Origin of the sequence: Pseudofrankia coriaricola (genome assembly GCF_001854805.1) — a bacterium.
In the GTDB taxonomy this organism is placed as follows: Bacteria; Actinomycetota; Actinomycetes; order Frankiales; family Frankiaceae; genus Pseudofrankia.
Genome location: NZ_MBLO01000220.1, coordinates 176,540 through 194,888 on the forward strand (window position 1 = coordinate 176,540; position 18,349 = coordinate 194,888).

Genomic DNA, 18,349 nt, shown 5'->3' on the forward strand with positions numbered 1-18,349 from the left:
GGATGGATGGTTGGCCGACCGCCGCCCGGGCAGACCTGACCGGGGGCATGGTGGTGACGCGATGGTGACGTGATGATGACGACGTTTGGGCCGCGCGCGAAGGTGATCGCACCGGACAGGAAGGTCACAGACCTGCTCGACGTGCTACGCCTGCACATGGACATGGATGTCGCGGTCCTCGGCATGTGGGACGACGACCTGCTGGTCGTCCAGGTCATCGCCGGCGACGGAAAGAGATTCAGCCTGGCGCCCGGCACCACCATCCGGCACTGCAGGGATCTCAACCTCGGGGTCGAGAACGGTTCTTTCCCGCCCATGTCCCCCGATGTCTCCCAGGACCCGCGGACGAGGAACGCGACCATTCTGGCCTGTCTCAAGGTCAGCGCCTACGCGATGACAGCTCTCACCGACCCGGCTGGCGAGTCCTACGGGATGCTGCTCTGCATGGCCCGTCGGCCTCGACCGGCGCAGCAGGAACGCCACAGCCAGTTCCTGCGCCTGACGGCCGCGTTCCTCGGCGACTCCCTGCTCGACCTCCGGCACATGTGGGAGGCACGCAGCCAGGTGTGGTCGACGATCAGCGATCTCATCGACGCCGGCGGCCCGAGAATCGTGTACCAGCCCATCGTCCGGCTCGACACGGGCGGCGTCACCGCGGTCGAGGCACTGGCGCGTTTCCCCAACCGGTGCTGCGGTCGGCCTCACAACACGGAGGACTGGTTCCTCGATGCCCATCTGGTCGGGCTGTCCGTGGAACTGGAAATGGTCGCGATCAGGCGTGCCGTCGCCGTGCTCCCCCAGCTCACCGATGACATGAAGCTCGCGGTCAACGCCTCGCCCAGTACGATCGCGGCGGGCCTGGTCGACTTCGTCCACGACCTGCCCGGCCACGACCGCCTGACCATCGAGATCACCGAACACGAGAACTCTCTCGCCAGGCCGGACGCCATGCGGGCCATCCGCCACCTCCACGAACTCGGCATCCATATCGCGATCGACGACACCGGCACCGGATACTCCGGCCTGGAACAGCTCGTCAAGCTCCGCCCGGACATCATCAAGCTCGACCACATCCTCACCCGCGGCATCAACCGCGACCCCGCTCGTCGCGCTCTCGCCGCCGGCCTGGTCCAGCTGGCCCGCGAGATCGACGGAACGGTTGTCGCCGAGGGGGTCGAGACTTCCGCTGAACGCGACGCCATAGTGAGCGCCGGCATTTCATACGGCCAGGGATACCTGCTCGGGAAACCAGCGCCCACCCTGCCGTGAGTGCCTCCCGGCGGAGGTCGAGCCCGGCGTCCGACCTCCCCGCGCGTCCCGGTCCACGCCCTGGCGAGACCGGGCCCGGCGATCGCGTTCAGTCGCGGCCGACTGCCTGTGGCGCGGCCAGTGGCGGGTCCGCGCGGGAGACGGCCGGGGCGGCGGTGGTTCGTCGTAGCCAGACACTCAGCATGCCGCAGATCACGGCGAGCCCGAACAGCAGAACGGGTACCGCCCGGACACCGGACTTGTCGATCGTCGCGCCGAGGAGCGGGGGAAAGGCCACGCCACCGATCATGGAGGCGGCGATGACGAACGCACTGGCCGAGGCGACCGTCGGGGCCGCCCTGCTGAGCCAGGGCAGGGCGGTGGGGAAGATCGGCGCGATGAAGAGGCCGACTCCCAGGTAGGCGTAGGGAGCGAGGGCGGCCACGGGCGCCATGATCAGGCAGGCCGCCATGCCGAGGCAGCTCACGGTCACGATCAGGGGCGCCGGGAATCGCAGGCTGAGAGGCACGGCCAGGAAACGGCCCACGGTCATCGCGAGCCAGTACCCCGAGGTGGCGACCGCGGCGGCGGAGGCGCCGTAGCCGACCGCCGCCAGCTGGGTGGGTTCCCAGCCACCCACTCCCGTCTCGATCGCCACGTGCAGCACGTAGATGACGATGAACGCGGCGACGACGGGTACCAGCCTGGACGGCGCGGCCGCGGATCCGGAGGTGACGACCGCCTCGCTGTCCCCGGACCGCACACCGCCCAGGCTGGGCAGGAGGAAGAGGCAGAGGACCGCCAGGGCGACGAAGAGCCACGGGTAATTCCGGGCACCCAACCAGCCGACCAGCGCCGGCCCCGCGACCGCGCCGATGCCGAAGTGGGCGTTGAGCAGGTTGAGCATCGCGGTGCTTCGTCGTCCGAACCCGGTGGCGAACAGCTGGTTCAACCCGTAGTCGATCCCCCCGAAGCCGAGGCCGACAACCGTGGCCGCCGTCAGTGCGACCGGCCAGGTGGGCGCGGCCGCGAATGCCAGCGATCCGGCGGCCATGAGGCCATAGGAGACGCCGAGCAGTAGCCGGGTGCCGATCCGGCGGCGCAGGCGGAAGAAGAGCAGGACGCCGAGCAGCGCGCCGACGAAGTGGGCGGACAGGCCAAGGCCGGCCGCTCCCGACGCCACGCCGTACTTCGCGCGGATCTCGGGGATCACGGGGCCGTAGAGGGCCTGGAGCGCCCCGATCACCACGAAGCCGACGCAGGAGGCGACCACCGCCACCGCGCTGACCAGGCTGGGCGGCTCCGTTGCCCCGCGGGAGGACAGGACGGTCACGAACGTCCCCCGACGCCGATCAGGCGCCACGGGCCGTCCTGGACGACGCCACCACCGGGACCGAGATCGGGACCGGAACCGGACATGGACAAGTGACATCGCACAAACACATCGTGCATACGAACATCTAAGATGTTCACATGTCAACAGATCGCTCGTCGAGCGACCCGGACCGCGCAGGGTCGGGTACGACTGATCCCGCGTGCGGCCAGGGGCGAGCCCCGTCCGTGCAGAATCGAGCCGTGAACGCTGCCGAGCGGCATCGGCTGGTCCTGACGGTGCTGGGCGAGCGCAACCGCGCCTCGGTCGCGGAGCTGGCCATGGTCACCGGGACGTCCGAGATGACGGTGCGACGCGACCTGGAGCAGCTCGAGTCCCAGGGCGCGCTGCGCCGAGTGCACGGCGGCGCGGTCAGCGCACTGCTCAGCGGGGTCGAGCCGCCCTATGCCGTGCGCGCCCTCGCCGGCGCCGAGACCAAGGCCAGGCTCGGCGTGGCCGTCGTGGAACTGCTCAGGGACGGAGAGACGGTCGCGCTGGACACCGGAACGACCGCCGTCGCCGTCGCCGCGGCCATGGCCGACCGGCAGCTGACCGTCACGCCCCTCTCGCTGCACGCCGCCACGCGCCTCGGCGCGTATGACGGCATCCAGTTGCTCATGCCCGGCGGCCAGGTCCGCAGGGGCGAGCTGTCCTTCCACGGCGCGCTAACCGTGCGCACCTTCGAGGAACTGCGCTACGACACCTTCATCCTGTCCTGCTGCGGAGTCGACGCCACCACCGGCGCCACCGCGTACGACCTCGACGACGTCCAGGTGAAACGCGCCGCCGTCCGCGCCGCCCGGCGCACTCTCCTCGTCGCCACCGCGGACAAGCTCGGTCACGTCACCTTCGGCCGCATCTGCCCGCCCGACCAGATCAGCCTGCTGATCACCGACGCTCCCCGGACCGCCGCCCCCGTACGAGAGCTCCTCGCCGCCGGCGTCGAGGTCGCCACCATTTCCTGACCCGCATGGCGGCCTGGGTGTCGTCAACCACCAGGAGATGGCGACCCGGCTCCTGCTCGACTGCGTCAAGGAGCTCCTCCGCACCGGGAAGCGCTTCGTCAAGGTGACCGAGGAGGCGTACTGGCGATACAACGACCAGCTCGACGAACGCGAGAAGTTCAAGATCCACAAGGGCCCGCGCGCGAACAGCTACTACCGCAACGACTACGGCCGTTCGGTCACGAACTGCCCGTTCCCCGGCAACGAGATGTGGCACCGCCTGCGCGGGCCCAACTTCGACGACCTGATCGTGAGGTAGCCACCGCCGCGGGTAGGGGTGCCGGACGAGTACGTCACGCTCGACAGTGAGCTACGTCCAGTAACGCACTGTTACGATGGTCTCGGTCCGGCACCCCCCGGAGGGTATGGCGATATGTCGTCCGCGGCCGTGTAGAGCTCGCGCCGAGGAAGGCGGGTCATGGGGAACCTGGGGCGGGCCAAGCGGCCCGCGACGGAGGACAGGCCGGTACTCGGCGACCCGGTCGGCGACGTGGCGGCCCCCAGGCGTGACGCCCCCGTCGCCCGGGCAAGACCACCCACCGCCGACGAGCTGATCTCGTCGCTGTCGCAGGCACTGGTGCGGTCTCGCCGGCTGCTGGCGGCCACCAGCGCCCTGGGCACGGTCCTGACCGTCGACGACGTGGCCGACGTGGCCTTCCGGACCGCCGCCGCGGACGCCGCCGTGACCTTCGCCGGCTTCGTCCTGTTTGGCGAGGACGACTCCCCCGACCGCGTCCTGGCCTGGCCCCGGCTTACCACGCCGGTGTTCACCGACGTCTGGGTGCGCGCCCGCAACCCCGGCCCGGCCGCCACCGGTGAGGTCGTGCGGACCGGGCAGCCACGCTTCGACCCGACGCGGGTGGGCTACCTCAACGACTATCCGGACCGCCGCGCGGTCTTCGCCGCGATCGGTATCGATGCGTCGGCGACCCTGCCGCTCACCGTGTCCGGCCGCATCATCGGGGTCCTGTCCCTGGCCTGGTCCGGGCCGCGTTCCTTCAACGAGGAGGAACGCGCGTACCTGCGCACGCTCGCCGGCGTCTATGCCCAGGCGATCGAACGGGCCAGGTTGCATGAACGGCAGCGGTCCGTCGTGGAGACGCTGCAACGCGCGATTCTCCCGCGGACGTTGCCCGAGCTGCCCGGGATGGAGCTCGTCGCCCGATATCTGCCGGCCGGCCGTGACGTGGAGGTCGGCGGCGACTGGTACGACGCCGTCGTCCGTCCGGACGGCTCCGTCACCCTGGTGGTCGGCGACGTCGGCGGCCACGGGCTGCCCGCCGTCTCGGCCATGGCCGAGCTGCGGCACGCCGCCCGCGCGTACGCGATCGAGGGACGCGCTCCGGCCGCCATCACCACGCGGCTGTCCGCCCACCTGCTCGCCGCGCAGGACGACACCCTCGCCACCGCGATCGTCGCGACGGTCGAGCCGAACACCGGCCGGCTCACCTGGTCGTGTGCCGGTCACCCGCCGCCGCTGCTGCTCACCAGCACCGACGCCCGCTACCTCGACGACGTGCACGGCCCGATGCTCGGCGTCGTGCCCGGGTACGACTACGGTCAGCGAACCATGACCCTGCCGCCCGCGAGCAGCCTCCTGCTCTACAGCGACGGGCTGGTGGAGCGCCGAGGCACCTCCCTCACCGACCGGCTGGCGACCCTCGCCGCGGCCGCGGCGCAGGGGCCGAACGCCGACGCCCCCGGCCTGGACGCGCTCTGCGACCGGCTCCTCGCCGACGTCGCCGGCCCCTCGACCCGCGAGGACGACCTCTGCCTGCTCGCCGTCCGCGGCTCCTGAGCTCGTACCCACTCGCCACCGCCCTCCACCACCTCGGCGCAAGGCCGGACCCGACTGATCGGCGACCGCCGCCCACCTCGACCACCGGCGCGACGACGACCGGCAGTGATGCGGGCCGGCAGTGGTGCCGGCCGCGCCTCCGTGTGCCTTCCTGATGACCAGCCGTCGATCGGCAGGGCTGTGACCCGCGCCGAGGCGTGCCGCGGCCCGGCCGCAACGACGCGGAAACAGCGTGGACACGGCCGGCTGGAAGTTTGCGGAAGGAGTTCGCCGTGCCAACTGCGCCCGTCCTGTCCGACCACGTCGCCCGAAAGGCAGGGCACATGAGCCAGATCCCCGTCGTCAACCTCGGTCCGGCGCTGACCGGCGCCAGCGCCGGTGCCGGAGCCGCCCCGGTCGTGGCCGAGCTGCGCCGCGCCCTCGCCGACGTCGGCTTCCTGCAGGTCGTCGGGCACGGCGTCCCCGCCGCTCTCGTCGACGCCGCGTACGCCACGATGGACCAGGTCGCGGCGCTGCCGGATGACGAGCGGCGCGCCCTGGTCCGGCCACGGGCCAGCCAGCGCGGCCTCTTCGAGCAGATCGACGGCCAGGGCCGCGTCCTCAACCGGGCGCTGCAGTTCATCACCTACGACGACCTGACCGCCGCCGAGGCCGACGGCGCCGTCGGCGGGCACCCCGACTACTTCGTGCCCAACGTCTGGCCCGAGCAGCTGCCCGGCTTCAAGGCCACCTGGCAGCGGTACGCCGAGGCCACGCGGGAGCTCGCGCGCACCCTCATGTCGCTGTTCGCCCAGGCGTTGGAGCTGCCCGCGGACTACTTCGCCGCGCCGTTCGCCAAGGACGTCACGCTGTTCTCCGCGAACTTCTACCCGCCCCAGCCCGCCGACGCCGACCACGAGGACGTCCTGCTCGTGGCGCACGCCGACTCCGGCGGGCTGACGGTGCTGCACCAGCGGGGCGACTACGAGGGCCTGCAGCTCCGCGGCCTCGACGGCGAGTGGATCACGGTGCCGGTGCGTGCCGACGCCTTCGTCATCAACATCGGCCACCTGCTCAGCCGGTGGACCAACGGGCGCTACCCGGCCACCGTCCACCGGGTCGTCGCCGGCCCGGCCCCGGCCGACCAGCGGCAGTCGATCGCCACGTTCTTCCTGCCGAACGTCGACACGGTCGTCACCCCGGTGCCCACGATGGTCGGCGCGGAAGGCTCCCGGTTCGAGCCGATCACCGCGTACGACTGGCAGCGCCAGTTCATGGAGAAGTACGTCCTGACCAAGACCTACGCCGAGCCGGCAACCGCCTGAGCCACCTCAGTCATCTCAGCCACGTCAGCCACCTGAGCCCGCCCAGCGGGCGCGCCTTCCGGCTCAGGGCTAGGCGCGCCAGGACTGGATCCGGTGGTGGTCAGGCGCGAATCCATGGTTGACGCCCCACAGCAGGGCCTGGGGCTACCTACCCCTAGGGGTGCTGCACCATCCTCGCCGCTTGGTCGTCCTGCGCCGTCAGCCCTGAGCCCCAGGGCGGTCGTCACGGGCGTCGACGGCCGGCGGCCTCGCTGGTCTCACGGGGTTCCCCGGTTTCCCCGGTCTCGCTGGTCTCGCTGGTCTCGCTGAACGCCCGCGACCGCCGTTCGGCCTCGAGGTTGCCGCCGAACAGCCGGGTGTCGTTGCCGTCGGGTGCGCCCGCGCGGCGCGGCCGCGTGGCTGCGCCGTCGTCGCCGTCAGGCTCGGGGCCCGGGCCGGCGGCCACGCGCTCGCCGGCGCGGCGCTCGTCGTTCGAGCTTCCGTCGCCACGGCGTGGACCCGTCCAGTCCTGCTTCTGGAAGAGGTCCGGGTAGGGCGGCTCGATCCGGGTCCGCGGCAGCGCCGCGGGGCTGTTCTTCCGTAGCCAGCCCACCAGCGCCTCGCGCACCAGGCAGCGCAGGTCGAAGACCGTCGGACCGTCCTTGCCGCTGACCAGGACGCGGATCCGCACGTATCCGGCGACCGCGTCGGTCACCTGCAGCACGGCGACCCGGCCGTCCCACAGCTCTGTATCGGCCAGGACCGCGTGCAGCTGCGTGCGCAGGTCCTCCGTCGGCACGCTCCAGTCGAGGTCGAGCTCGACGGCACCCAGGACGGCGGACTCCCGCCGCGTCCAGTTCTGGAACGGTGTCGTCGTGAAGTAGGTCGACGGCAGAATCATCCGGCGGTCGTCCCAGATGTGCACGACGACGTAGGTGAGGGTGATCTCCTCGATGCGTCCCCACTCGTCCTCGACCACGACGACGTCGTCGACCCGGATCGCGTCGGTGAACGCCAGCTGCAGGCCGGCGAAGACGTTGGCCAGCGAGGTCTGCGCGGCAAGGCCCGCGACGATGCCCACGACGCCGGCGGACGCGAAGATGCTCGCGCCGGCGACCCGGACGCTCGGGAAGGTCATCAGCATCGCCGCGACCGCGATGACCGTGATGACCGCGGTGGTGATCCTGCGCAGCAGAGTGACCTGGGTGCGGATCCGGCGGGCGTGCCGGTTGTCGGCGACGTCGGTCCGGTAGCGGGCGAGCGCGAGGTCCTCGAGAACGAACGCGGCGACCGTGGTCAGCCAGGCGAACCCCCCGATGAGTGCGAGGCCGAGGACCCGGATCAGTGCCACGGTCCAGTCCTGGCGCGGCGCCGCGTTCGCCGCGACGAGCAGGCCGAGCAGGACGGCGGTGATCCGCAGGGGCCGCCGGCCGCGCCGGGACATGTCCGCGGCGATCTCGTAGCGTCGCCCGGCGCGCCGGGCGAGCCAGTCGACGACGAACGCCAGCAGGAAGCCGGCGGTGGCGGCCGTGGCGAGGATGACGAGTACCGCGGGCGTCGAGTCGGTGGAGGGCAGGGACATCGCGGATGGGCTGCTCACGGGCACGGCTCCCGGGGTTGGTTTCCGCCTGCAGGGCATGGCCTGCCGATATGAACCGACTCCTCAGCCCTGCCCCGGTTTGCTCCGGACCAACAGGTGACAGCCCTCACAGCCGAACTGGCGGTTGTGGGGGCAGACCCACGCGACGCGCGATCAGGGGGCGGGTGAACGGATCGCCGTGGACGCGGATATGCGTGCCGGCTCGCGACGTATGACCTTCGCGCTGACGAACCCGCCGTTGTGGACTGGTGTCGCGGCGGCTCACGGCCGGGCCGCGAGCCGCTGCTCGCCCGCGCGCAGGACCGCCAACACCCGCTCGACGGTCTCCTGCTTCTCCCCCACCGGGGCCACGTAGTCGATCGCGGCGCGGGCGGGCGCCTCGCCCAGTGTCCGGCTGACCACCCAGGCGGCGAGGTACTGCGACGCCAGACAGCCGCCGGCCGTGGCGATGTTCCCGACCGCGCGGAACGGCGCGTCCACCACCTCGACGCCGCACGCCTCCACCCACGGGCGGCTGGTGGCATCCGTGCACGCCTGGACCGATGCCAGCAGACCCAGCCGGGCCAGAACCAGGGCGCCGGAGCACTGCGAACCGATCAGCTGCCGGGTCGCGTCCAGCGAGAACGAGCCGAGCAGGTGGTCGTCCTGGATGACGTCGCGCGTCCTGACTCCGCTTCCGACCAGCACGACGTCGGCCTCCGCGGCGAAGGCGAGCGGGCGCTGGCCGGTCACCTCGACGCCGTTCATCGAGGTGACGACGGGAGTCGGGGTGGTGATGTAGGCCGTCAGCCCGTCACGACGGCAGCGGTTGATGATCGCGGCGGCGATGAAGCTGTCCAGCTCGTTGAACCCGTCGAACGTCAGCACGGCGACCTGCACGACCATCCCCTGCCTCCGCTGTAGGTGGTCGGCACCGGCACCCGGACCGTACCCGGCCCCACCATCCCATCCCGTCCTGTCGGCCGCTGGTCATTTATCCCTGGTCTGTACGCCGCGAACGCGGCGAACGCCGCGGCCAGCGGATGCCGACCGAAACGGCCCGCCGGGTGGGCCGCCGGCCGGCCCGGCGCGGACCGTGGCGGTGGCACACTGTTAGCGTGACTAACGATGGCGAGCCGGACAACGCGGCGAGCGGCGGCGCACAGTGGGATTTCTTCGTGTCCTACACGCAGACGGACCGGCCGTGGGCGGAGTGGATCTCCTGGACGCTGGAGGAGGCCGGCTACCGGGTCCTGGTGCAGGCGTGGGATTTCGTGCCGGGGTCGAACTGGCTCGCCGGGATGCACAACGGCGTCCAGTATTCGGTTCGCACCGTCGCGGTGCTGTCCGACGCGTACGCGCGGTCGGTTTACGGAACGGCGGAATGGCAGGCGGCGTGGGCGGCCGACCCGGACGGCGCGAAGCGGAAGCTGCTGGTGGCCCGGGTTGCCGACTGTGCCCGGCCGGGCCTGCTCAACCAGGTGGTGTCCATCGACCTTTTCGTCATGTCGCCGGACCAGGCGAAGGCGGAGCTGCTGCGCACCGCCGGGCTGGCGATCTCCGGCGCGCGGGCCAAACCGACGACCGCGCCGCCATTCCCGGCCGCGTAGCTGGTCGAAGCCCCCGCGGCGGGCACCGCCGGCGCATCAGGCCTCGGCAATCCCCACGAACCGGACGATGGAACCTTCTAGCATCCGGAGGGTGCCCGGAAGAAGGCTGGTGACCGCCTGGTCGCGCGCGGCGGCCGCGAGAAGTCCGTTGGCGGAATACCCGCGCCCGCATCTCGTGCGATCGTCCTGGCTGTCGCTGAACGGCCGCTGGGAGTTCTGGGGAGGACGGGGACCGGCGGCACCAGCCGCCCTTCGTGGTCACAGCGGTCCCGATGACCATGGCGGTCCCGATGACCATGGCGACCCGCCCATCGGCCGGCGGCTGCCGCGGCGCGTTCTGGTCCCGTTCCCGGTCGAGTCGACGCTGTCCGGCATCGGGGCGACGCATGAGCGGATGTGGTATCGCCGTACCTTCCACGTGCCACCGGACTGGGCCGTCGGCCGGGTTCACCTCCATTTCGGCGCGGTCGACTGGGCATGCCGGGTATGGGTCAACGGGGTCGCGGTCGGCGCGCACCGGGGCGGTTACGACGCTTTTAGCTTCGACATCACTCCCTGTCTGACCTGGCGCGAGGAGGAGGTACTCGTCCATGTCTTCGACCCGACCGACGGTGGTGGGCAGCCGGTGGGCAAGCAACGCCGCCACCCGGGCGGGATCTTCTATACCTCGGTCTCCGGGATCTGGCAGACGGTCTGGCTGGAGCCGACCCCGTCCTGCCACGTCTCCGGGCTCACGCTCACTCCGGATCTGGCCGCCGGCGCCGTCCATGTCGTGGTGAACGCGGTCGCGGCGGATGCTCGGTCGGCCCCGGACGCGAGCACCGGGCACGCGGGGGCCGCGGCCCCCGACGCCGCGGTGCCGGTCCGGGTCGAGGTGCGGGCCGGGACGGCGGCCGGGACCGCGACGGTGGCGGCCGGGACGGGGATCAGCGGCCGGCCGTTCACGGTGGAGATCCCGAACGTCCGTGCCTGGTCGCCCGAGGACCCCTTCCTGTACGGGGTGACCGTGACGCTTGCCGACGGGCGGCCCGACCCGTCCGGCACGCACGACCGGGTGGACACCTATGACCGGGTGGACAGCTATGTCGGGATGCGGTCGGTCGAGGTGGCCGAGGTATCCGGCGAGCCGCGGCCGCTGCTCAACGGCCGGTTCGTCTTCCACCTCGGGCTACTGGACCAGGGCTACTGGCCGGACGGCGTGTACACCGCGCCGACGGACGACGAGCTCCGGCGCGACATCGAAATGGCGAAGGAACTCGGCTTCACCTGCATCCGCAAGCACGCGAAGGTCGAACCCGCGCGCTGGTACCACTGGGCGGATCGGCTCGGCATGCTCGTCTGGCAGGACATGCCGTCCATGCCGCATGACCGGGAGCCGGACGAAGCCGCCCGCCGGCAGTTCGAGACCGAGCTGCGGGCGCTCGTCGAGCAGTGTCGCGCCTTTCCGTCCGTCATCGGGTGGGTCCCGTTCAACGAGGGCTGGGGGCAGTACGACGTCCAGCGCATTACCGAGACGGTCCGGGCCCTCGACGCGACCCGCCTGATCAGCGAGAACAGCGGCAGCGCGGACCCGGGAAACCACTGGATCGACGCGGGAGCCGGCGACGTCGCCGACCTGCACGCCTATCCTGGCCCAGCCGTCGTCCCGGCCTCGCCCGGTCGCTGCCGCGCGCTCGGCGAGTTCGGCGGCATCGGGCTGCCTGCGACGGGCCACGCCTGGGACGCGGCCGACGGATTCAGCTACGAGTGGGCCACCTCGCCCGGCGGGCTCACCGACCGCTATCTGGGAATGGTCGACGAGCTGCGCGTACTCGCCCGGGAACAGGGCCTCAGCATCGCCATCTACACCCAGGCGACGGACGTCGAGGGTGAATACAACGGCCTGGTGACCTACGACCGCGCCATTCTCAAGGTGGATCCCGACCGGGTGCGCGCCGCTCACCGGCAGCTGTACGACGACGCCCGCGCCATCTCCCCTGTCACCGGGAGCGACGCGGGATGATCCCGCGGGCGGCCCGGAATCCGTCGGCGGGACGGAAGCACGACGGCAGGCGTGATCTCTGGGGCGGAGTCCCTTGACCAGGAGCTCATGACCGCCACCGACCTGCTGGCCGCCGGGCCCGAATCGGCTGACCGGCCGGGCCGCCCGGGATCTCCCTGGGGCGGACAGTCGGGCTGGCTAGGCCGACAACAGTGCGAGGGCGTCCAGGTCGCGGATCGCCGCGCAGGCGTTGGCGGCCATCGACAGGAACATCCGGTCGGCGCCGGCGGTGCGCTCGGCGCTCGCGTAGACGGCGCCGATCATGGTGATCAGCGGTCCCTGCAGCAGCCCGCGCCGGTAGTCCTCGAAACAGAGGTCAACGGGATAGTCCGGGACGCCGTACTCGACGAGCCGCTGGTGGTAGGCGGCGACGAGCGCCCGCTCGTGGGCGCGCCGCTCGGCGGGAGCCAATGCGGTGGACAGGAAATAGGCGAGGTCGCGGCCGGGGAAGGCCACCTCGACGGTCTGCCAGTCGACCGCCCGCACCTGCGTGTCGCCGGAGAACAGCAGGTTGTCGAGCCGGTAGTCGCCATGCACCAACGAGAAGCGATCCGACGTGTACTTCCCCCAGCCGGCCACGAGCTCCGCCGCACGCAGCAAGGTGTCGACGTCCCGCGGCCCGAGGCCTGCCCGATATCGCTCAGTGAACTCGGCGGCCGCCGATGTCGCGACCTTGCCCAGAAAACTCATCCCGGCCTCGTCGAGCCGGGCCGGCCAGTCGGTACCGTCGGTGACGCTGTCGTCGTTCCAGAACGGCGCGTGCAGACCAGCGAGGTTGCGGATGGCAAGGGCGGCCTGCGCGACCGTGCAGCTGTCGACCTGGTTGCCGGCCCGCGCCGGGTGGGCGTCCTCGAGCACGAGGGTGAAGCGGTACTCGTCGTCACTGAGCTCGGCGCTCCAGCACCGGGGCACCCGGACCCGCGCACGCCCCGCGAAGGTCCGGTAGAAACCGACCTCGTTGCGGTAAGCCACCCGCAACCGCCGACGGACCTCAGGGGCACCACCGGCCATCTTCACCACCACGCTCACCGGCCCGCGCCCGGCGTCCCCCGGCGCGAGGTCAAGGTGGAAGCGATAGCTGACCGCGGTCTGCCCGGTGCCGACCGGCTCGAAGCGCACGCCGACGACCTCGACATCGGTGCCACCCGCGCGCAGCACCTCGGTCAGCCACGCCGGGGTGACGTCAGCCGGGTCGTCGACGATCCGGTGTGATCCGTCCACGTCTCGTGGTCCCGCCGCCTCGGCCCGCGTATCCGAGTCTGGCGCTAAGTCCGTCCCGTCGTTCGTCATGCCGCCCGCCCAGGGTTCGCGGGCAGGCCGCCCGGGTAGGCCGGCGGAGTCAGCGGGGTCATCAGCGACACGCGCGGACCATAGCCCGATCACAACTTCGAGGTCAATGTCGAGATCGCCAGCTTTGGCTCGATGCGACAGACTCCGCCGATTCCCGGCACGGACCGCCGCCACGGCCGGCCGGGACAGATCCCATGGACGGTGCGCGGGCTCGCGGCCGCGAGAACCGCGAGGGAGCGCGGGAGACGGTCCGGAGCTCTGGCGGGCCGTCTGGACGTCACATGCTTAGTTCGCGTTCGATCGTCCGGAGGCCATGGCGGGCCAGGGCGAGGTTGGCCCGGGCGCGGTCCAGGGCGAGGTACAGGAACAGCCGGCTGCCGCCCCTGGTGAGCAGGCGGATGACGTGGTACTGCCGGTCCACGGTGATGAGGATGTCCTCGATCCCCTCCCGGATGCCGAGCGCCTCAAGTGTCCTCGCCTTGGCGCGGACCACATCGGTGTTGCCCGCCGCGGCGATCTCGAGGTTGAGCGCGCGGCCGCCACCGGCCGAGCCCAGCATCATTCCGCTCTCGTAGTCGACCAGCGCGGCTCCCAGCGCACCGTCGAGCGCCATCGCTTCCTTCAACGCGGTATCGATGTCCATACAATCCTTCCCCGATTCAACGGACAACTTGTCATTGTGCCCGGGTTGATTTTTACTCCGACCGGTCTACCACCGTTTGCGCGGACGTCGCACGGGCTGGTAGCACTTGGTCGCAACGCACCATATCCTTCCCCCTGTTCGCTGTCACTGGGATGAGGGGGTGGAACGCGATGGGCGTGGGCACCGCGGCGGATGGTTATGTTCTTCTAAACGTATTGTCCCGGCTGGCCGAGGAACGTTTCTCCGGGACGCTGTGGACCGAAGGAGCGCTGGTCGAGGGAACGGTCGTCCTGAGTTCTGGCCTGCTGGTCGCCGCCGACACCCCGGTCGCCCCGGGTGTGGAGTCCCTGCTGCTGCGGTCGGGGCGGGTATCCCGCGAGGACTGGACCGACGCCCTTGCCGAGGCCGCCCCCGAGGGCAGGCTGCGCGCCGAGCTGGTCGAGCGCGGCCTGATCGGCGACGCGTCGGTGCAGGTGGTGACGCAGACGGCCGCGATGGACGCCCTGTTCGCGTTGACGCTCGCGGATGTCTTCGCGTGCGTGCCCAATCCAGGCGTCGCCGACCCGCTCATCCCGCTCGTCCCGGGGATGGACGCCGGCCGGGTGGTCCGGGAGACCCGGCGCCGGCTGGCGGTCGCGTCCGGGTGGCGTGAGCTGGGCCTGCACGCGCGGGCCCACCCGCGGACCACCTCGGCGGCCCCGCCGATCGACGAGGGCCGCGCGGAGCTCCTGGTACAGGTGAACGGCCGGCGGACGGTCAGCGACCTGGCCTTCCTGCTCGGGCGCGGCCTGTTCGCCGTGATGTTCGATATGGCGCTCCTCCACCGAGATGGCCAGATCGCCTTCGATCAGCCCCAGCCGGCCGCGACGAGCGCCCTCTCATGGCCCGGTCACCCCGACGACGGGCCGCCGCTGGTCGTCTCGAGGCTCCCGAGCGGCGAGGCCGAAGACCTGGGCACGCCCGCGGACTCCGCCGATTCACCTCCCCGCCGGCGGCTGATTTCCCGGCGAGGAGCGCGCGGCGCCCGGTGACTATCCGACCGCGCCAAAACAGGCGCAAGGGATGACTAACAGAATGACTAAATTTCCACCCGTTGGTTCTGAAAGCCCAGGCCGACGTCCGTAACCCCATTCTCGCGCCCATGGGAAACCGGAACTCTGCGAACGGCGCGAACGGTAGGCCCAGACCGGCGGACCGTCACGGCGACGCATCACAGGTTGACGCATCACGGGTTCATGCCCCAGGCCGACCAGCCCGGGCACGCGGCCGAGGCAGGCCGAGGAATCAGGCACTCGAGCCAGGCCGGTGGCGCCCGCTCAGGACGGACTCATCGGCCCGGGTCGTCGACGGATGTCAGAGGGGCGGCGACCCATGAGGAGTGCTCAGCGTGGAGCACCGCCGGTCGCCGTCGGCTGATCCTCGGACCCGCCAGGGCCTCCGCATGCCCCGGCTCTCCGAACGCAACGGATCCCACAGGTCCGACTTCGTCTAGTCTGCTGGACTTGTGACCCGTGATGGCGCCGTTGAACGCCCACGCCCGGATCGTTCCCATGCCGGCGAGGGACCGGCGCCGGAGGTCGGCACCGGGGTGAGCCGACCGCATCGGCGTTCTCTCCTGCTTGGCGGGCTCGGCCTCGGGGGCGCGGCGCTGGCCGCGGCGGGCCTGGCTGCCTGCGGCGGCTCCGATGACGCCACGCGGCCCGCGGCCCCGACCCTGCGTGCGCCCACTCCCATTCCCGGAGTGACGGACGGGGTCTTCGGCCTCGGCGTGGCGAGCGGCGATCCGCTGCCCGACGGCGTGATCCTCTGGACCCGCCTCGCGCCGAAGCCCACCGAGGGCGGTGGGATGCCGGCCCGCGACATCCCCGTCGACTGGCAGATCGCCACCGACACGGACTTCCGCTCAGTGGTGCGGGCCGGCACGGAGACCGCGCGGGCGGCGCTCGCGCACTCCGTCCACGTCGACGTCCATGGCCTCGAGCCGGGGCGGGACTACTACTACCGTTTCCGCGCCGGCACGGTGCAGAGCCCGGTCGGCCGCACCCGGACGGCGGCGGCGCCGGGATCCGGCCCGGAAGCGGCCGGCGGGTCGCTGGCGTTCGCGCTCGTGTCCTGCCAGGACTTCCAGAACGGCTACTGGCCGGCGTTCGACGCGATCGCCGCGGACCGGCCGGACCTCGTCGTGCACGTCGGCGACTACATCTACGAGTACGACCCGGACAGCAAGTTCCCGGACCGGCGGCACACCACCCCGCAGACCCCCGGCCTCGACCAGCTCCAGACCCTCGCCGACTACCGCAACCGCTACGGCCAGTACAAGGCGGACCCGGCGTTGCAGGCCGCCCACCTGGCCGCGCCCTGGGTCGTCACCTGGGACGACCACGAGGTCGAGAACAACTACGCGAGCCTCACCGACGAGCTCGGCGACACCGGCCCACGGCACCAGGACCCCGCGGCGTTCGCCCGCCAGCGCGCCGCCGCCTACCAGGCGTACTACGAGCACATGCCGATCCGCGCCAGGCTGAACCCAGGCTCCCCCGATTTCCAGATCTACCGCCGGCTCGCGTTCGGCAGCCTGGCGACGCTCAACGTCATGGACACCCGGCAGTACCGCACGCCCGCGCCGGGCAGCTCTCCGAGCGCCATTGGCGCCGCCGCCCTGGGCGGCGCCAACGCGGGCGGCACGATGGCCGGCGCCGAGCAGGAGCGGTGGCTACGGACGGGGCTGGATGCCTCCCGCACCCGGTGGAACCTGATAGCGCAGCAGACGATGATGGCGCAGCTCGACGGCCAGCTGCCGGGCGGGGACGGGCAGACGCTGACGAACCTCGACCAGAACGACGGCTACCGCCCCTACCGGCGCCGTGTGCTGGCCGGCGTGCGCGACAGCAAGGCCCGCAACCCGGTCGTGCTGTCCGGCGACCTGCACTGCGCGTGGGTGAACGACCTGCGCGTCGACTTCGACCAGCCAGAGACGCCCGTCGTCGCCACCGAGTTCGTCTGTACCTCGATCAGCTCGGCGTTCTTCCTCATCAGCGACGACTTCGTCCGGGACAACAACGCCCGCTTCAACCCGCACGTCCGGTACTTCCGCGGCGACCGCCGCGGCTACACCCGCATCCGCGTGACACCCGAGGAATGCCGCGCCGACCTGCGGATCGTCGCCGACCTCTCCCGCCGCGACTCCCCGGTCACCACCGACACGACCTGGGTTATCGAGGACGGCCGCCCCGGCGCCCAACCGGCCTGACCCACCACCAAACTGGATCAGTTCCGGCGCTCGGCCACCGGGACGGGAGAATCCGAGCCGCCGGCCCGGCTGTCACCGGTCGAGTGGATTCATTGATCGGAGTGGCAGCAGACCTCCAGTTCCATCCCGTCCGGGTCGCGGAAGAACAGCGACCACTCGGACCCGAGCCGCTGGATCTCCCCGATGTCGGCCCCCAGTTCGCGTAGCCGGTCGCGGGTGGCCTCGAGGGTCTCCAGGGAGTCGACCGCCAGGCCGAAATGGTCGATCGGGCCCCGTCCGCCCTGGCGACGCCTGTCCCCGATGATGTCGTCGGTCGACGTCTCGAAGACGTTGAGCGCGGCACCCCCGCCGAGGTCGAGGATCACCATGCGTGGATGATCATCCCGCGCATCCATCTCAAACGTCACCTCTGCGCCGAACGCGTCGGCGTAGAACTTCACGATCCTGTCCATGTCGGCGGTCAGTGTGGCGATGTGGTTGAACCCGACTGTGGTCGGCACCTGTGTCCTCGATTCGGCTTACATCGGCCTCGATATCGTCTGCCAGGTCCGCATCGGTCCCGGCCCGCTCGAGCCGACTCCGGCGGCTGGTGGTCGGTCGCTTGGTGTGAGCTGTCGACGACCTCGCGGACGCCGGCAGGGTCGTCGACAGACGACCATTTCTCCACGGTCATGGCGTTGAAGCGCCCCGCGCCAAAATTCTTCTCCGCCGGGACGGCGTCCAGGAAGCCCGGCTGCTCTCCTCAGCACCGCGCGGGCACGGGGACGAGGATCCGGACTCCTCGCGAGCGTCACCCGGCACGACGAACGTGTCAATCCGGTAGACGGCCGGCATCACGCTCCCTCCTCGCTTCGCACGAGACCCGGGATACGACGCTAGGACCTCAAGTCACCTTCAGGTCAACCCGCCAACCGCCAACCCGTCAGCGGGTCTAGTCCAGGAGGCCGCTCTGGCGGCCGATGCTCGTGATCGGGCGCGGGACGTGTCGTCGTGGCGTCAGCCGAGGGTGGACCCGGTGACCGACGCGGAGCGACGGGCCCGACCATTCCTCTCTCACGTTGTGGCAGGCACCTGGGAAGCCGGACGTCCTGTCAGACGTCAGGGCCACGAAACGGTGCTGGTCGTGGCCCTGACGTCTAGACCGAACTTGCGAGTGCTCGAAGATCGCTACGCGCACAGCCTGGCACTTTGGCCTGTGTTGTCCGAAGTGTAGTCAGTAGGTTGCTTGATC

General features: G+C 71.0%; 15 protein-coding genes. 9 read left to right on the plus strand and 6 right to left on the minus strand.

Going from position 1 to position 18,349, the window contains the following annotated elements:
- The first annotated feature begins 72 nt into the window (after positions 1-72).
- Positions 73-1,269, plus strand: coding sequence for an EAL domain-containing protein (locus tag BCD48_RS26235; RefSeq protein ID WP_071051024.1), 1,197 nt, complete (start codon positions 73-75; stop codon positions 1,267-1,269).
- A gap of 88 nt (positions 1,270-1,357) precedes the next feature.
- Here BCD48_RS26235 and BCD48_RS26240 read toward each other — a convergent pair whose 3' ends face one another.
- Positions 1,358-2,611, minus strand: coding sequence for an MFS transporter (locus tag BCD48_RS26240; protein ID WP_198543390.1), 1,254 nt, complete (start codon positions 2,609-2,611; stop codon positions 1,358-1,360).
- A gap of 212 nt (positions 2,612-2,823) precedes the next feature.
- On the opposite strand from BCD48_RS26240, the gene BCD48_RS26245 reads away from it, so the two are divergent.
- The 4 genes from BCD48_RS26245 to BCD48_RS26260 all read left to right on the plus strand — a co-directional run bounded on the left by BCD48_RS26245 (position 2,824) and on the right by BCD48_RS26260 (position 6,726).
- Entirely contained in the window at positions 2,824-3,585 is a 762-nt protein-coding gene (locus BCD48_RS26245) for a DeoR/GlpR family DNA-binding transcription regulator (RefSeq protein WP_071051025.1), read from the plus strand.
- A gap of 37 nt (positions 3,586-3,622) precedes the next feature.
- Positions 3,623-3,883, plus strand: coding sequence for a hypothetical protein (locus BCD48_RS26250; protein ID WP_071051026.1), 261 nt, complete (start codon positions 3,623-3,625; stop codon positions 3,881-3,883).
- A 159-nt stretch (positions 3,884-4,042) separates the two neighbouring features.
- A complete protein-coding gene (locus BCD48_RS26255) occupies positions 4,043-5,422 on the plus strand; it encodes a PP2C family protein-serine/threonine phosphatase (protein ID WP_071051027.1) in 1,380 nt (459 codons plus the stop codon).
- 272 nt (positions 5,423-5,694) lie between these two features.
- A complete protein-coding gene (locus BCD48_RS26260) occupies positions 5,695-6,726 on the plus strand; it encodes an isopenicillin N synthase family dioxygenase (RefSeq protein WP_131804107.1) in 1,032 nt (343 codons plus the stop codon).
- 223 nt (positions 6,727-6,949) lie between these two features.
- Here the strand turns inward: BCD48_RS26260 and BCD48_RS26265 are convergent, their stop codons facing one another.
- Both BCD48_RS26265 and BCD48_RS26270 read right to left on the minus strand, forming a co-directional pair.
- A complete protein-coding gene (locus tag BCD48_RS26265; protein WP_491677173.1) occupies positions 6,950-8,305 on the minus strand; it encodes a mechanosensitive ion channel family protein in 1,356 nt (451 codons plus the stop codon).
- A gap of 261 nt (positions 8,306-8,566) precedes the next feature.
- Positions 8,567-9,190, minus strand: coding sequence for a DJ-1/PfpI family protein (locus BCD48_RS26270; protein WP_083419210.1), 624 nt, complete (start codon positions 9,188-9,190; stop codon positions 8,567-8,569).
- Between the two features lie 212 nt (positions 9,191-9,402).
- Here BCD48_RS26270 and BCD48_RS26275 point away from each other — a divergent pair, with 212 nt between their 5' ends.
- Complete coding sequence (locus BCD48_RS26275) at positions 9,403-9,894, plus strand: toll/interleukin-1 receptor domain-containing protein (protein WP_071051029.1); 492 nt, start codon at positions 9,403-9,405, stop codon at positions 9,892-9,894.
- Between the two features lie 109 nt (positions 9,895-10,003).
- Positions 10,004-11,896 carry a glycoside hydrolase family 2 protein gene (locus BCD48_RS26280; RefSeq protein WP_241841996.1) on the plus strand — a complete coding sequence of 631 codons (1,893 nt, stop codon included), beginning with the start codon at positions 10,004-10,006 and terminating at the stop codon, positions 11,894-11,896.
- A gap of 177 nt (positions 11,897-12,073) precedes the next feature.
- Here BCD48_RS26280 and BCD48_RS26285 read toward each other — a convergent pair whose 3' ends face one another.
- Positions 12,074-13,156, minus strand: a complete 1,083-nt coding sequence (locus BCD48_RS26285; RefSeq protein ID WP_241841997.1) for an ecdysteroid 22-kinase family protein — start codon at positions 13,154-13,156, stop codon at positions 12,074-12,076.
- 346 nt (positions 13,157-13,502) lie between these two features.
- Positions 13,503-13,868, minus strand: coding sequence for a hypothetical protein (locus BCD48_RS26290; protein ID WP_071051030.1), 366 nt, complete (start codon positions 13,866-13,868; stop codon positions 13,503-13,505).
- A 170-nt stretch (positions 13,869-14,038) separates the two neighbouring features.
- Between BCD48_RS26290 and BCD48_RS26295 the strand changes: the two genes are divergently transcribed.
- Entirely contained in the window at positions 14,039-14,899 is an 861-nt protein-coding gene (locus BCD48_RS26295; protein WP_071051031.1) for a hypothetical protein, read from the plus strand.
- Positions 14,900-15,456: 557 nt separating this feature from the next.
- Positions 15,457-17,118: an alkaline phosphatase D family protein gene (locus BCD48_RS26300; protein WP_071051032.1), complete on the plus strand. Its 1,662-nt coding sequence runs from the start codon at positions 15,457-15,459 to the stop codon at positions 17,116-17,118.
- Positions 17,119-17,207: 89 nt separating this feature from the next.
- Here BCD48_RS26300 and BCD48_RS26305 read toward each other — a convergent pair whose 3' ends face one another.
- Positions 17,208-17,618 carry a VOC family protein gene (locus tag BCD48_RS26305; protein ID WP_071051033.1) on the minus strand — a complete coding sequence of 137 codons (411 nt, stop codon included), beginning with the start codon at positions 17,616-17,618 and terminating at the stop codon, positions 17,208-17,210.
- Between the last annotated feature and the right edge of the window lie 731 nt (positions 17,619-18,349).